14 protein-coding genes are annotated in these 14,364 nt (G+C 43.3%); 8 read left to right on the top strand and 6 right to left on the bottom strand.

The window, feature by feature from the left end; genetic code table 11:
- From NIE88_RS21165 to NIE88_RS21155, 3 genes are all read right to left on the bottom strand, one after another.
- A partial coding sequence (locus NIE88_RS21165; RefSeq protein ID WP_253065497.1) for a hypothetical protein occupies positions 1–249 on the bottom strand: 249 nt, incomplete at its 3' end.
- On the bottom strand, positions 246–1,019 hold the full coding sequence (locus NIE88_RS21160; RefSeq protein ID WP_253065495.1) for a BRO-N domain-containing protein: 774 nt from the start codon (positions 1,017–1,019) through the stop codon (positions 246–248). The genes NIE88_RS21165 and NIE88_RS21160, both read right to left, overlap by 4 nt.
- A 15-nt stretch (positions 1,020–1,034) precedes the next feature.
- On the bottom strand, positions 1,035–1,256 hold the full coding sequence (locus NIE88_RS21155) for a hypothetical protein (RefSeq protein ID WP_253065493.1): 222 nt from the start codon (positions 1,254–1,256) through the stop codon (positions 1,035–1,037).
- Positions 1,257–1,431: 175 nt separating this feature from the next.
- Between NIE88_RS21155 and NIE88_RS21150 the strand changes: the two genes are divergently transcribed.
- Positions 1,432–1,794: a helix-turn-helix domain-containing protein gene (locus tag NIE88_RS21150; RefSeq protein WP_253065491.1), complete on the top strand. Its 363-nt coding sequence runs from the start codon at positions 1,432–1,434 to the stop codon at positions 1,792–1,794.
- An 18-nt stretch (positions 1,795–1,812) separates the two neighbouring features.
- Here the strand turns inward: NIE88_RS21150 and NIE88_RS21145 are convergent, their stop codons facing one another.
- Positions 1,813–2,016 (bottom strand): helix-turn-helix domain-containing protein, encoded by a 204-nt coding sequence (locus NIE88_RS21145; protein WP_309247065.1) that lies wholly within the window; start codon positions 2,014–2,016, stop codon positions 1,813–1,815.
- A gap of 176 nt (positions 2,017–2,192) precedes the next feature.
- Here NIE88_RS21145 and NIE88_RS21140 point away from each other — a divergent pair, with 176 nt between their 5' ends.
- From NIE88_RS21140 to NIE88_RS21130, 3 genes are all read left to right on the top strand, one after another.
- The gene (locus NIE88_RS21140) at positions 2,193–2,789 is read left to right on the top strand and encodes a helix-turn-helix domain-containing protein (protein WP_253065487.1); all 597 of its coding nucleotides are present in this window, start codon (positions 2,193–2,195) and stop codon (positions 2,787–2,789) included.
- Between the two features lie 101 nt (positions 2,790–2,890).
- Positions 2,891–3,700: a hypothetical protein gene (locus tag NIE88_RS21135; protein ID WP_253065485.1), complete on the top strand. Its 810-nt coding sequence runs from the start codon at positions 2,891–2,893 to the stop codon at positions 3,698–3,700.
- A gap of 146 nt (positions 3,701–3,846) precedes the next feature.
- Positions 3,847–4,953 (top strand): site-specific integrase, encoded by a 1,107-nt coding sequence (locus NIE88_RS21130; RefSeq protein ID WP_253065475.1) that lies wholly within the window; start codon positions 3,847–3,849, stop codon positions 4,951–4,953.
- Positions 4,954–5,006: 53 nt separating this feature from the next.
- On the opposite strand, the gene mutL is transcribed toward NIE88_RS21130, so the two are convergent.
- Entirely contained in the window at positions 5,007–6,878 is a 1,872-nt protein-coding gene (mutL, locus tag NIE88_RS21125; protein WP_253065473.1) for a DNA mismatch repair endonuclease MutL, read from the bottom strand.
- A 28-nt stretch (positions 6,879–6,906) separates the two neighbouring features.
- Positions 6,907–9,522, bottom strand: a complete 2,616-nt coding sequence (gene mutS / locus NIE88_RS21120) for a DNA mismatch repair protein MutS (protein WP_253065471.1) — start codon at positions 9,520–9,522, stop codon at positions 6,907–6,909.
- Between the two features lie 138 nt (positions 9,523–9,660).
- On the opposite strand from mutS, the gene NIE88_RS21115 reads away from it, so the two are divergent.
- From NIE88_RS21115 to NIE88_RS21100, 4 genes are all read left to right on the top strand, one after another.
- On the top strand, positions 9,661–10,605 hold the full coding sequence (locus NIE88_RS21115) for an AAA family ATPase (RefSeq protein WP_253065469.1): 945 nt from the start codon (positions 9,661–9,663) through the stop codon (positions 10,603–10,605).
- Complete coding sequence (locus tag NIE88_RS21110) at positions 10,602–11,795, top strand: DUF58 domain-containing protein (protein WP_253065467.1); 1,194 nt, start codon at positions 10,602–10,604, stop codon at positions 11,793–11,795. Before NIE88_RS21115 ends, NIE88_RS21110 begins: the two co-directional genes overlap by 4 nt.
- Complete coding sequence (locus NIE88_RS21105; RefSeq protein ID WP_253065457.1) at positions 11,788–12,999, top strand: DUF4129 domain-containing protein; 1,212 nt, start codon at positions 11,788–11,790, stop codon at positions 12,997–12,999. Before NIE88_RS21110 ends, NIE88_RS21105 begins: the two co-directional genes overlap by 8 nt.
- Positions 13,000–13,097: 98 nt before the next feature.
- Positions 13,098–14,324 (top strand): MFS transporter, encoded by a 1,227-nt coding sequence (locus tag NIE88_RS21100; protein ID WP_253065455.1) that lies wholly within the window; start codon positions 13,098–13,100, stop codon positions 14,322–14,324.
- The last annotated feature ends 40 nt before the right edge of the window (positions 14,325–14,364 follow it).

The following is a 14,364-nucleotide window of genomic DNA, read 5'->3' as shown; positions in this document are numbered from 1 at the left end:
CTGTTCCAGGTAAAAGTGAATTAAGTCGAACACCCGGAATTTATTGAGTAATTCCTCATAGGTCAGTTCCTTATTCTTCTTCATTGCGGGCATGTATTTCACGTGGTAAAGCGCCAACTTTTTCTGAATGTCCAACGGAAGCGGATTGTCAGGGTCAGAGACTTCTTTATATGCTCTGTCAAACAAACGCCCAACGGCTCCCGCATATTCATAATGAAGAGCCTTCTCCATTACCTCCTGTGTTCTCATTTGATATCCACCACCGTTCCACTTTCTCGTTTCCTATACTCCGCCTTAATCAGCGGAATAGCGTTATCGTAATACTCAAAATTCATAACCTCACGATTGGCATACCGCGATTTATCATGTATCCATCGACCGTACTTCTCTGTTTTGATGTCAAGTTTCTTGGCAATGCGACCAACCATGTTCCCACTGCATCCAATTTTTTTACCAACTGCTTCTGCTGGGTAAGAAATTTGTTTCGCTTCAGGCAGTGGAAGAAGCTGCTGACCAGTGACGATCTCCGTTGCTTTCGATTCGAGAACCTGTTTGTACGTTTCTGATTTTGCGCCTGCTCTGATCTGCATAAGCAACTTTGCAGATTCGTTACGCGCCTTTCGGTCTCGTGCTTCTGCGTTTCTCTCCATAATTTCAAGACGCTTTCTCTTTAGTTCATCATCCTGATTCATTGAATAGCTTCCTGTTTCTAAAACCTGTGGAATGACTTTGTCAAATATCCAAGACTCGAACTTATCTGCCCCGGGTAGATGTGAATGTGTAACAAGCCGAATGACATTGCCCTTTGTGATGAATTTTTTCTTTTGAATTCCTCCATTTGAAGGGGTGTCTATTTCGTTCACCCCTTTTGAAATGCAGTGATCACGGATTGCTTTCAATGGGTTTGCGTACCCCAACATTAGGGCAGCTTCCTTACCACCAAATTCAGGTTCACCATTCACCATAACCGTTGGTAATTCGCCAAACTCTGGATTCTCAAATATCTTAATTTCACTCATCTGACTGCCTCCTTTTTATGCAGAGAATTCATGCGTCTCTTCAAACAAGTAATCAATGGACAATTTAGGGAAAAAGTATTTTTGAATTTTAAATATCTCAGCGCGAGTAAACTCTGTTCTTCCGGTCATCTTATTGCTGAAAGTTTTTGAAGTGCAACCGATTTTGGCTGAAATCGTTGTGCCATCAATTCCTTGCCGAGCCATTTCTGCTCTTAGGTTCGGGAACATTGTTTTCACCTCTTTTTACCACACGTGGTATTTATGTGATAAATATATATTACGTATGGTATATTGTCAATGCATTTTTACCACGCGGGGTAATATTTTTATTTATTTTTGGAGAAAGTAATTGTATAATATAAATAAATTGCTACGCATGGTAAATTGATTACCACAGGGAGGATAATAAAAAATGACTTTTACAGAAAAACTTGATTTACTAATGAAAGAAAAAGGCATAACAAGAGCCGGTTTAGCAAAAGGCTCCGGAGTACCATATACAACGATTGTTAACTTTTATGAAAAAGGTAGTGAAAACATAAAACTATCTACGTTAAAAAAACTTTCAAATTATTTTAATGTTAGCCTTGATTATTTAGTTAATGATAAAAGCGCCAATGATGAATCACTATCACTGCTCAAGGAATTGGAAGAAGATCCCGACTTCATGGTTGCCTACAAAGACTATCCAGGTAGCCCTGAAGAAGCAAAAGAAGATTTAATTGGATTCCTCAAGCTAATCAAAGAACGTGATGAGAGAAAAAGAAAAAAATGATTGATATTTCAGATTTAATTACTTGACTACCTCTTTTTCTCTTTCAATAGGGAAGATAATGACATCATCAACAGAGCATTGAAGAGCTTTGCAAATTTTGTCAAGAGTAACAAATTCAATACCTTTTGATTTTTCATAATAGAGATTGAAGATCGTCGTTCTTGATAGTCCGGTTTTGCGACTGAGATGGCTGATACTTACCTTCCTTTTCGCCATAATCACCCTTACATTGTTTGTACACAATTGCAATCAACTCCATTCGCATGTATTTGTTCAATATATTGGACATAATGTTTATAATTAAATCATACATTATATTTTTTTCATATCAATCATATATTAACTTTTTATTGACATTTGTTCAGAGTATTGTACAATTATTTTGAGGAGATGATGAAATGATAACTTGTAATTTGAATGTTTTGCTTGCAGAAAGAAACATGAAAATAACTGAGTTAGCTAAGATGACAGGAATTTCAAGAACAACAATAACCGCTCTTGCCTACAACAAGAGCAAGGGAATACAATTCGATACAATGGATAATATTTGCACGGTACTGAATGTACGCCCAAATGATCTTTTTAATCAAGAGCAATTTGAATATGAATTCAAGATATTGGATAGTGAGGATAATGTGTTTTCTGACTTCAAAGAAGAATTCTTTGCTAATGACGAATACGAGGGAATTGTACTTAATACTGAATTTAAAATAATCTTTAGAAAAAGAGCAATAAAAGAGATCATTCCACTAAACGTTACATTGCCAAGTAAAGATAATAAAAGCAAGCCAGTTTTTATTCATGTTGAACGTCCGTTTGACTTCTCCCAAAGAGAAACATACAAGATATTGAAAAATATACCGATTGTTTTTAAAACTGAATTCGATAACGAGTTAAAAGAAACCGTCCGTTCCTATTTGTATATTTTAGAGCAAGAACCATTTCAAAAAATTCCAAAAGAAAATATTGAAAAGGCTTTTATAGATTTACTTTAAAAAGTAAGTAAACGCAACAAATGTAGTTACCGTATTACTATCAGTAGCAACTACACGAGGAATGGTAAAGGGTATTACTCGATTGAAAGGAGGTGAAACCAATGTACTGCATCATTCAAAAAATACAGAACAGAAAACCTAATCCCTATGGCGAGCCAAAAGAGATTATCGTCGAACCTTGGTCATTCACCGTGGATGGCGTAACCACCACTAACTACTCTTACCATTACAGCCAGGAACGATTTGAACGCCCTATCCGTGATGCTTATAAAATCTCAATGCGTGAAAGCTATCGAGAAAAAGGCAAGGTGAAGGCCAAACAATGGGTAATCTGCACGATGGGCTATTACGACCTAGCAACCGGCGAATGCTGGCCAGGTGATTGCATTATGCAAAGCACTTTAGAGAAAAAGTTGAACGAGATGGAAATTAGCGCGGAACGGCTATGGGATTATGTGTATGAGAAATTAACACCTATTCAGAAAGACATCAAAGAAGAATATGAAAAGACTGAGGAGTACCGCGTTGCTCATGAACACCACGATATCGTGTCTGCCTATCAGGACGCTCAGCAAGCCTTTGATGAACTTTACGGCAAGGACACGTATAAGACCTGCTATGACGTATTCAACATGCTCCGTGATCCACAGCAGTTAGAGCGATTGAAAGAGCGAAAGCGACAAAGTGATGAGTATACAAAGCGTAGTTACCAATCCTATTCAAGTGATAACTACGATTGGAGCTCATTACTCGGAAATGTGAGAGCAAGTAACTATTCGGATAATGAGAAGAAGATGCTGAAAAAAATCTACCGTGTTGCCGCCGCCAAGTTTCATCCGGATGTGATGCAAGATCACGACGATACCATGATGAAGTTTCTTGGCAAGCTCAAACAACAATGGGGCATCTGAACTTCAATGTAGTTACTGCACATAGTTAAGAGGTAACTACACTTGATCAAGTGATCTAATTGATCGTTTCCTCAATAAAAGACGTAGTTGCTATATACATATTCAAGGTAACTACATCAATTTCCCTTTGAAAAGAGGTGAAAATAATGGCCAGTTTCAGAAAACGCGGCGACAAGTGGGAATACCGGATCATCTACCGTGATCCCGTTACTGAAAAGTACAAGGAGAAAACCAAAGGCGGCTTCCGTACAAAGAAAGAAGCATCAGTTGAAGCCGCGGACATTGAGGAAAAAATCTATCTTGGTCAGACAACCATTGTCAAAAGCCGAGACACGCTTGTAAAGAGTTGGTTGACCGAATGGTTAGAAGTATATAACGAATCCATCAATGCCAAGACACGAACCTACCGCAAGCATTACATCAATGACATACTTATTCCTGAACTTGGTGGGTACCGGTTGGCAACGATCACGAAGACGCAGTATCAGCGATTTATCAATGGACTTACCAAAAAGTACAAAAAAAGAACCATACAGTCGATCCACTCCATCTTCTGCACGGCCATGAATAAAGCTGTTGAATTGGAAATGCTGCCTTTTAACAAGTTTCAAAACGTATCAATTGCGAAGAAAGACGACGTTGTAAAAACCAATTATCTGACGAAAGATGAAGTCAGCATCTTTATGGATGCGGCAGCTACATCGCCCTTTCATCATTTTATCATGGTCTCCCTGCTTTTACGAACGGGAATGCGGAAAGGCGAAATGCTCGCCCTCACATGGGACGACATCGACCTGGTTCATAAGCGAATTAAGATTACGAAATCACGTGATAAGAGCGGCTGCCACCCGCCTAAGACTGCGTCCAGTATCCGGACGATTGCCATTGACGATACGCTCATCGATCAATTGAAGCAATATCAGACTTGGCAGAAGAAGGAACGTCTCAAACACAAGATATGCTTTGACTCTGAATATATGCTTACTATTCCGAACGGTCGTGAGATGGGCGAATACGGCGTGAACAAGGTCATCAACATGATTCTTGCCAAAACAAATCTTCACCACATCACACCTCACGGACTGCGCCACACACACGCGATCATGTTACTCGAGAGCGGGGCAGATATCAAGTCTGTGAGTGTCCGGTTAGGACATAGTAGCGTCGAGTTTACTGCGGATGTTTATGTGCATTTCACCAAGAACTTGGAAAATGAATTAGTATCAAATCTTGAAGCCTATCTGGGCAAATAAAATTTACATGGGCAAATTATGGGCAAATGGCTTTTTGGGCTCTGGAAATCCCTTTATTGCACGCGTTTGAACATCTTTTCCATTTCGTAGGGCGTAAAATGTACAAGTACCGGACGGCCGTGCGGGCAGGTGAACGGATCCTTGGCCTTACCAAGTGAGTCGAGTAAAGCTTGAATTTCGTCCTGGCGTAAATAATGATTGGCTTTGATTGAGCGCTTGCAGGACATCATCATTGCGAGTTTCTCGCGCAGCTTTTTGATCGAGACTTTGCCGCTCTCAATTAATTGATGGACAATGTCATTGATCATTTCCTCTTCCCTGCCCTTCGGCATCCAAGTTGGGCAGGAACGGATGATCAAGCTGCGTGCTCCGAATTCTTCGAAATTCAGTCCGATATCGCGCAGATAATCCAGATATTCCATAACTGTCTCATATTCAGCCGTATTGAAGTCAAAGGTCATGGGAACAAGCAGTTCCTGTACCTCACGCGCGGTTTCTCCGACTTTTTCACGGAAAAACTCGTATTTAATCCGCTCTTGAGCGGCATGCTGATCAATAATATAGAGTCCTTCCTCATTTTGGGCAAAAATATAAGTACCATGCATCTGGCCGATCGGATAGAGCTTGGGCATACGCTTTTTCGGTTCATCATCCCGTTCTTTTTCAGATAACACTTCGATACCTGCATCGTCCGTTTCTTCCTGAAAAGCAGCCGCGATTTGATTAAAGTCCGACTGTACCGCTGAGAAGCTTTCATTCTGCGGTTCATGCACTTGTTCCGAGAACGCCGATTCAGCAAATGGTGTGCTTCGCTGAGTCTCTTGCTGATCTGACAGATCTGGCCCTGTAACAGCTACCGGTGAAAAGTCAAGTGCCTGCTGTTCATTTTTTTGCTTGTCTGTCTGCGTGTGCGGCTTTCCTGCTACTGAAGGAATGAGCCGTTCACGATGAAAAGCAGAACGGATCGTTTCACTGATCAGTGCGCAGAGTTCCTTTTCCTTACTGATTCGTGCTTCCAGCTTCGCCGGATGAACATTAACGTCGACGAGCGACGGGTCCATCTGAACATGGAGAACACAGATCGGGTAACGGCCGATCATCATCAAAGTATGGTAGCCGTCCATGATGCTGTTGAAAATCGGATAATTTTTAATAAAACGGTTATTGATAAAAATGTAAACGTATTGCCGGCCTGCTCGAGAAATCTGAGGATGTACGGCAAGACCCCCAACCTTAAAATCCAACGACTCTCCTGAGAAATGAAAGCCTGCTTTCGCCGTGCGCACTCCGTAAATGGCAGCCAGTACATGACTTAAGTTGCCGCTGCCATTCGTTTGAAACACAGTTTTCTGTTCATGAATCAATATGAAACGCACATTCGGATAAGCAAGCGCCATGCGATTGACAACATCGGTAATTTTTCCAAGTTCGGTATGAATACTCTTAAGGTACTTTAATCGCGCGGGTGTGTTGTAAAAGAGCCGTTCCACATTGATTTCAGTCCCTTTCCTGCTTTGAGCAATACCGGAAGCGATCACATGCCCGCCCTGCAGAACAAGATGCGTGCCCGGACGCTCACCATCCGAAGTGGTCAATTCAAGGTGGGAAACCGCCGCAATACTTGGCAAAGCTTCGCCGCGGAAACCAAGTGTCGCAATATGAAAAAGATCGGAATCCTGACGAATTTTGCTCGTCGCATGCCTTTCAAAGGCAATTTGGCAGTCTTCAGGTGCAAATCCTCGCCCATCATCCGTGACTTTGATTGATTTCAGACCGCCTTCCTCAACCTCAATTAAAACAGACGAAGCTTCAGCATCAATCGCATTTTCCACAAGTTCTTTTACAACAGATGCCGGACGTTCAACAACCTCTCCTGCAGCTATTTTATTAGCCAGTGTCTCGCTGAGCCTCTTTATTACACCCACCTGAATCGCTCCTTTCTAAAAACGTGCCTTACTTCTTCAGTGCTTTTTGCAACTGATAAAGCTTGTTCATCGCATCCATCGGCGTCATAGCCAGCAGCTCAATTTTGCCTAATTCCTGCAGTACTTTTCGTTCGCGTTTCCCCAACCCCGAAGATACTTCCTCCCTTTTCGGCTCAGCAAAAAGTGCCAATTGTTCTGGTTCTTCCTCAATAACCTCGGCTGCTGCCGCTGCTTCATGTACCGGAAGCGATTCAGAACCGGTAGCTTGTTCCGGGGATTGTTCGAGTCCACGCAGAATCTCATCTGCGCGTTCAATCAGATTTTCCGGGAGTCCGGCTAATTTGGCGACATGAATGCCGTAGCTCTTGTCCGCTTTGCCGTCAAGTACTTTATGAAGGAAAACGACCGTTCCATTCTCTTCCATTGCACCGACATGAATATTCCTCAAACGATCAAGTTTCTTCTCAAGGAAAGTCAGTTCATGATAGTGCGTGGAAAAAAAAGTTTTGGCTGCAATATGGTCGTGAATGTATTCAACAATGGCTTGAGCAATTGCAATTCCATCATACGTTGAGGTGCCTCGGCCGATTTCATCGAGCAGAATAAGGCTGTTTTGTGTGGCATGGCTCAGCGCATAATTGGCTTCGTCCATTTCCACCATGAACGTACTTTGCCCGGAAACAAGATCATCAGCCGCACCAATACGTGTAAAGATTTGATCGAAAATGGGCAGCGTTGCCTGATCTGCCGGCACAAAGCAGCCAATTTGTGCCATAATCGACGTAAGGGCAGCCTGACGCATATACGTACTCTTTCCTCCCATATTCGGTCCGGTAATCATCAATAAGTCGCAGGTCTTGTCCATATTAAAATCGTTGGCAACAAAAGTGCCTCTGCGCATCACGCGCTCAATCACCGGATGTCTGCTGTTCTTGATCGATAAAGTGCGTTCCTTCGAAAAGTTTGGACGAACATAGCCATTCCGATCACTAACTGAGGCGAAACTCTGAAGCACATCCAAGCTACTTACAAGACGGGCTAATTTCTGTAGTCGTGCAGCCTGCTCTTTAATTTTCAGTCGCACATCGCCGAATAACTGAAACTCAAGACCAACACGCTTCTCTTCTGCCTCTAAAATGACGCGCTCTTTTTCCTTCAATTCCGGTGTAATAAAGCGCTCGGCATTCGAAAGCGTCTGCCGACGTTCATATCTGCCTTCCGGAATCAGTTTAAGGTTTGGTCGGGAAACTTCAATATAATAACCAAATACCCGGTTATAGCCGATTTTCAATGATTTAATCCCGGTTGCATCACGCTCTTTGGCTTCTAATTCGGCAATCCAGCGCTTTCCGTTTTTCGATGCATCTCTGTATTGATCAAGTGTTTCGTTGTAACCGTCCTTGATCATTCCTCCGTCTGACGTTGAGAATGGTGGATCATCCACAATCGCCCGGTCGATTAAATCGCGAACTTCAGCGCACGGGTCCATCTCCTGCTCATATTGAGCGAGCGAAGCTTCTCCAAGCTCGGCTAAGGTTTGTTTCATATCCGGAATCTGTTCCAGAGACCGTTTAAGCTGCACGACCTCACGCGGATTGACGTTACCGAATGAGACGCGTCCAACGAGGCGTTCCAAATCATAGACGTTGCCAAGCAGCGTGCGAAGCGACTCGCGTTCCAGAAGATGCTCTTTTAATGCTGCTGCTGCGTCCATACGCTGCTCAATTTGCTTCTGATTCAAAAGCGGCTTCTCAATCCACTGCTTCAGGCGCCGTCCTCCCATTGCCGTCTTGACATCGTCAAGCAGCCAAACCAGAGAACCGTACGTTTTCTTCTCGCGATTGGTCTGAGTCAGTTCCAGATTGCGCCGAGAATGCTGATCGATCATCATGTATTCATTAATATGATAGACATCTGCAGGCTGCAAATGATCGAGGGAACGTTTCTGCGTGTTGACTAAATAATTTAGCAGTCTGCCGAGCGGCCGTATCAATTTTTCTTGATCGATTCCTTCAGTAATGCTTTTCAGTGAATCAGGAACTATTTCCTTTTCGCACTCTGAGAACGTTGTATTCAGCCGTTCAACCAATTCCTCTTTCTTGTCCCCATTAAATTCCGGTGCGAGAACAAGTTCGCGTACATCGTTCGCATCCATTTCTTGAATGACGCCGTCCCAATTGGAAATCAGTGTCACGCGCGTTTCTCCGGTCGTCAAATCGCTCATGGCAAATCCATAAGAACCATCTTGAAAGGCACTGAGCGCCGCTAAAAAGTTGTTTTTCTTGGGCTGCAGCGACTCATCCTCCATAATGGTTCCCGGCGTGATCAATTGGATCACTTCTCGCCGAACCATGCCTTTTGCCTGCTTCGGATCTTCCATTTGTTCGCAGATCGCAATTTTATAGCCTTTATCAATCAAAATTTTAATATACTGTTTTGCTGCATGATACGGAATACCGCACATGGGTATGTATTCATCTTTTCCGCCGTTTCGCGATGTGAGTGCAATCTCCAATTCCTTTGACGCTTTTTTAGCATCCTCGAAAAACATTTCATAGAAATCGCCAAGTCTGAAGAAAAGAAACGCATCTTGATACTGGGCTTTAATTGCCAAGTATTGTTGAATCATCGGTGTAAAACTCATGATCTGTCCACTCCACCTTGCCTGTGTACAATTTATTATTCTATATATTATAGCATAGAGTAGCCGGTGTTCGAGTTATTGAGTCATGTGGTTCAGTGCTATAATAAACAAAATACCGATTGAGGGGATTCGATCAAAATGAATAAAAGTTTGGAATCTTTGAAGAATAATGTCAAAACCGTTTTAACAGGTAAAGATGGCCTAGTTGAACTTATCTTTATCGCAATGATTTGCGAAGGACATTTGCTTCTTGAAGATGTTCCCGGAACCGGAAAAACAATGATGGCGAAAATCATTGCCAAATCAATTAAAGGAACGTTCCGCCGCGTTCAATTTACACCTGATCTGCTGCCCTCAGACATAACCGGCATTAAGTTTTTCAATCCGAAGTTGCAAAATTTTGAATTGATGATGGGGCCTGTGATGACCAATATTCTGCTCGCTGATGAAATTAACCGGGCGACACCGCGCGCGCAATCCAGTCTTCTTGAAGTTATGGAGGAGCGCCAGGTGACCATTGAAGGTGAAACATTTGCGATCGAAAAGCCGTTTATCGTCATTGCCACTCAAAACCCGATTGAATCGCAAGGCACCTTCACTCTTCCGGAAGCTCAAATGGATCGTTTCTTCATGCAGATTTCTTCTGGTTATCCGTCTTTTGACGAAGAACGAGAAATGCTTCATCTCCATCGTCTGAATAATCCGCTTAATCAGATTGAACCAGTCATTGAGAAGGATGCGATCACTCAGCTGCAGGAACAGGTCAAAGCAACAAAAATCAGTGCAAGTGTCGAGAACTATTTATTGGAAATTGTTCGCGCCACTCGTTCGCACGATTGGGTTGCCAGCGGCGTCAGTCCACGTGGAACATTGGCATTCTTGCGTGCGGTGCAGGCAAAGGCTCTTATCAATGGGCGCGGTTTTGTGGTTCCCGAAGATGTGAAGGCGATGGCCTTCCCCGTCCTCGCCCATCGCCTCGTGTTATCTATGGAAGGCGAGCTGCAGGGGACCAAGGACCAAGTGATTGCTAATGTTCTTGAGCATATCGAGGTTCCAGTTGAGGCAGGAGCACAGCAACAATGAAAGGATACGCGACCGGTTGGCAAACCCGCAATCAATCTCTCTTTTATCTCTTCGGTTTTGTCGTATTTCTGATTGGTTTCATCAGAAATACATTCCTGTTTTCGATAACTGGTTTGATTTTTATCGTTTTTGCTTTTCTGTCAAAATGGTATTTAGTACATATGATCCGCACCTTATCCATTGAAAATACGGATTGCAGTCTTCGTCTTTCTGCTGGTGAGGAAAGTGAACTGATGATCACTTTTCTTAATTCGTCCAAGCTTCCCTTCTTTTCATTAAGTGGACGCATTGTTTCCGATCCGATTATTTCTTTCTCAGCCGAGAACAATACGAATCCGATCTATCAATTTTCGGTAACGATACCAGCACAAAAAAAGATAGTTGTTCATTGTCCGGTCAGAGCGCTGGAACGAGGTACAGCACGTATTCGCACCTTTGAACTGACTTGTTCGGACCCGCTTCATTTAATCAGTTGCGGTGTTCATTTTAATGAAATGCTGAAGAGTCGTCTCATTATTTATCCTCAACCGGAAGCTGTAAATAATCTAAACCTTGCTCCGCCGCAGCATTTGGGCGACTTGCCGTCCGCGCATTCACTTTTTCATGACGATACAGCACCTTCGGGAATCAGAAGCTATGTGCCTTCAGATCCATTTAGGCATGTTCACTGGAAAGCCAGCGCACGTACAGGCCGCCTTCAAACGAAAACATTTGAACGCATCGCCCACCAGAGCTGGACATTATTGTTTCTCAACGCAGCAAGCCACATAAGCCACGAGCGTTCCAATGACTTTGAAAAGCGTATTTCCGCAGCAGCTTGGCTTGCACAGGACGCGCGAAAACGCGGTATTGAGTTTTCAGTGTACTGCAACACAAAAACAATGGGACAAAAAATTTTGGGTATCGAACCTGAACAGGGCGGAGATCAATTAAGGAAGGCTTGGGAACTGCTCGCTTTTATGCAAAAGTGGCAAATCAAAACGCCAATTCCCGATACGCTGCGAATCATCGATAAAAAATTGATCCAGCCTCGAATTTTAATCATTATGGATTTGGATCGATCTGATTCAGCAGCGCCATTCCTTTTAAAGTGGTTAAAAAAAGAACATCTTATTTTTAAGCTTTGTGTGTCCGATAATACCTGCTTTTTAGAACAGGTTAAGAAGGGAGCGATCACCACCGTTGGTTAAATTAAAAAACAGCGTTTCGTTTGCACTTTTCTTTATCTGCGAATGGTTATTTTGCTTTCTTGTTCTTTTGCCGATGCTTCCGAACCAATGGGCAATGTTGCTTCCTTTTACCGCACTTGCCTTCATCCATGGCCTGCTGCTGGTTATACTGCAGAGGAGCAGGCAGTCCAGTCTGGCAGGATTTCTCTTCGCAGCTGGCGTAGTCGGTTTGCTCACGTGGTTTGTCCTCCATTTGAATTTTTTTGCAGCTGCTCTATTGTCCGCTCTGCTTACTTATTTTTCGCTTCGAGATGACGAAGGCAGAAGCCCGGAACGATTATGGAGGCTGGTGCTTCTGTTTGCAATCGTCGTCGTTTTTTATTCTCTGGTTGCACCAATCGATGGGCGTGCCGTCTTGTTTCTTCTCCTTTTTGCCGAATTGACAGTGGCCGGTATGTGGATCAGCTTCAAGAGCAAATTGAGCAAACGCTGGCTTTCGATCATTGCAGCAGCATTCACCTCAGCGGCAATTCTGCTTGCTCTTATTACATGGCTGCTGAAGCCGGCAGTTACCGCGATTTATAACTTTCTTTTTAACGTTCTCATTCGTCCGATTAGCTATGGCGCTGCCTCTATCATTTTCGGATGGCTGAGCCACCTTTCTTCTGCACAGAAAGGCAGAAGGCTTCAAAATGCGCTGCAGGAGTCAAATGCAGAAAAAAAACCGTCGGTACAAACACCGCCACCCGATATGCAGCCTGCTTTTAATTTTGGCCTTCTCGTCGGTATCATTATTGTTGCTGCATTGTTTTTAATTACTTTTTGGCAGTTGAGGAAAATCAGGCTAAGCCATGCAGCACATGACCCATTGAATATCAAATTGACACAAGAGGAAATAACGATGCATCCTGTTCATGATTCAGATCGGAGCAGGCACCCACGTTTCGCTCCTAAGCATCCTGTGCGTCGCGCCATATATAGACTTCAAAAGCGCGCCTCAAAGCGAAAACTCGGAAGACTGCCTTCTGAATCTCTGACAGAATGGCTGAATCGGTTGAATCTAAGTACCTCGGATCAATTGATTTCTTCTTATGAAAAAGTTCGCTATGGTGGCTGCAAACTCACGGAAACGGAATTCACAACATTTTCCCAGGCGATTGATGAAGCGGAGCAGCAGTTAAACAACATGAAGCAAGCTGTTGATTCTAAAGATAGCAAATTGTGATACTATAGTATTACTACTCGGAAGGGAAGAACATCCAAATATGTGATTGGCACGTTTCATTTCCAACTCAATAATAATTGAATAGGAGTGAATCTGTCATGAAACAACGAGGATTTCGCTTTCTCTGGACGGGACAGTCAGTGGCAAATCTCGGTGATGTACTCTACATCGTTGGACTGATGTCCTATCTCTATCGCTTTACCGGATCTGCTGTATTGATGGCATTTGTACCGTTTTTCAGTACAGCATCCCGGTTTCTGAGTGCACTTGTTGCGCCTGTTTTTCTTGAATGGATGGGACTAAAGAGAAGCCTTGTTGTTTCTCAAGTTGGCAAAACGGTTCTTTTGCTCGTTTTTTTTCTGCTCCACTTTTTTTCATTAGATGGTGAACGCTTAGAGACCGTCTTTACCACGGTCATACTCGTCAGCTTTTTTGATGGATGGGCAACCCCAGCACGAGGAGCACTTGTGCCGCTGCTTGTCACAAGAGAAAAGCTGATCGCAACAAATAGTTTCTTGTCCCTTATGGATCAATCCATTTCTATGGGCAGCTGGGCATTAGGCGGAATAATCGCAGCTCGGTTCGGCAACAATCTTTTAATCGCATTATCGCTTATCCTTTGCGGTGCCGCAGCATTGCTGATGATGCTGATCTGCGTCACTGAAGTTAGAAATAGGAAACAGCAAGCACAAAGTAAGCAAAGCAAATGGACAGTCATGAAAAAGGGGTGGATCACAATCTGGCGAGTTCCTGCACTGCGTACTATTTTTATTACTGAATCAATAAACGCATTAGCAGATGTCGTTTGGATTGCCGCCATCATTTACGTCTTTGTTGCGCAGGCACTCCATGTGGACGCATCATGGTGGGGCTATATTAATTTCAGCTTCTTTGCCGGGCTGCTGCTTACGAGCTGTTATGGTATGCGATGGGGTACGCGGCTCAAGAAACACGCATCTTCAACTGCCGTTTGGGGCTTGCTTCTTGCCTGCATGATTACCTTGTTTTTTGCGATGAACTCAATGCCTTGGGCGGCACTTGTCCTTAGCATTCTTTATGGAGCAGCGGTTCAGTTCAAATCAATTATTTTTCTTACAGTTGAGCAAAACTCTGTCTGTGCAGAACAGCTGGCCAATGTATTTGCGGCTCAAGATGCCGTGCAATCCATTCTGTTCGGAATCGGCAGCTTAATCTTCGGCACCCTTGCTGATCTGTTTGGTATACGATCTGTCTTTTTCCTATCGGCCTTGCTGTTGTTTCTTGCCTTTTTTTTACTGCTTGTCTATAGGAAACAGATCGTCATTAAAAAACAGGTTTCTGATTAAGACAAAAGCCGTGATCCTTCTAGGATCATGGCTTTTTTAA

The organism is Sporolactobacillus shoreicorticis, assembly GCF_024125445.1.
GTDB classification, from domain to species: Bacteria; Bacillota; Bacilli; order Bacillales; family Sporolactobacillaceae; genus Sporolactobacillus; species Sporolactobacillus shoreicorticis.
This window is presented reverse-complemented; position numbering and strand designations above follow the sequence as displayed.

Bases quoted from the DNA above. Each gene is read 5' to 3' on its own strand.
- NIE88_RS21150 (WP_253065491.1), top strand. From the start codon at position 1,432: ATGACTTTTACAGAAAAACTTGATTTACTAATGAAAGAAAAAGGCATA.
- NIE88_RS21135 (WP_253065485.1), top strand. From the start codon at position 2,891: ATGTACTGCATCATTCAAAAAATACAGAACAGAAAACCTAATCCCTAT.
- NIE88_RS21160 (WP_253065495.1), bottom strand. From the start codon at position 1,019: ATGAGTGAAATTAAGATATTTGAGAATCCAGAGTTTGGCGAATTACCA.
- NIE88_RS21115 (WP_253065469.1), top strand. From the start codon at position 9,661: ATGAATAAAAGTTTGGAATCTTTGAAGAATAATGTCAAAACCGTTTTA.
- NIE88_RS21110 (WP_253065467.1), top strand. From the start codon at position 10,602: ATGAAAGGATACGCGACCGGTTGGCAAACCCGCAATCAATCTCTCTTT.
- NIE88_RS21140 (WP_253065487.1), top strand. From the start codon at position 2,193: ATGATAACTTGTAATTTGAATGTTTTGCTTGCAGAAAGAAACATGAAA.
- mutS (WP_253065471.1), bottom strand. From the start codon at position 9,522: ATGAGTTTTACACCGATGATTCAACAATACTTGGCAATTAAAGCCCAG.
- NIE88_RS21100 (WP_253065455.1), top strand. From the start codon at position 13,098: ATGAAACAACGAGGATTTCGCTTTCTCTGGACGGGACAGTCAGTGGCA.
- NIE88_RS21130 (WP_253065475.1), top strand. From the start codon at position 3,847: ATGGCCAGTTTCAGAAAACGCGGCGACAAGTGGGAATACCGGATCATC.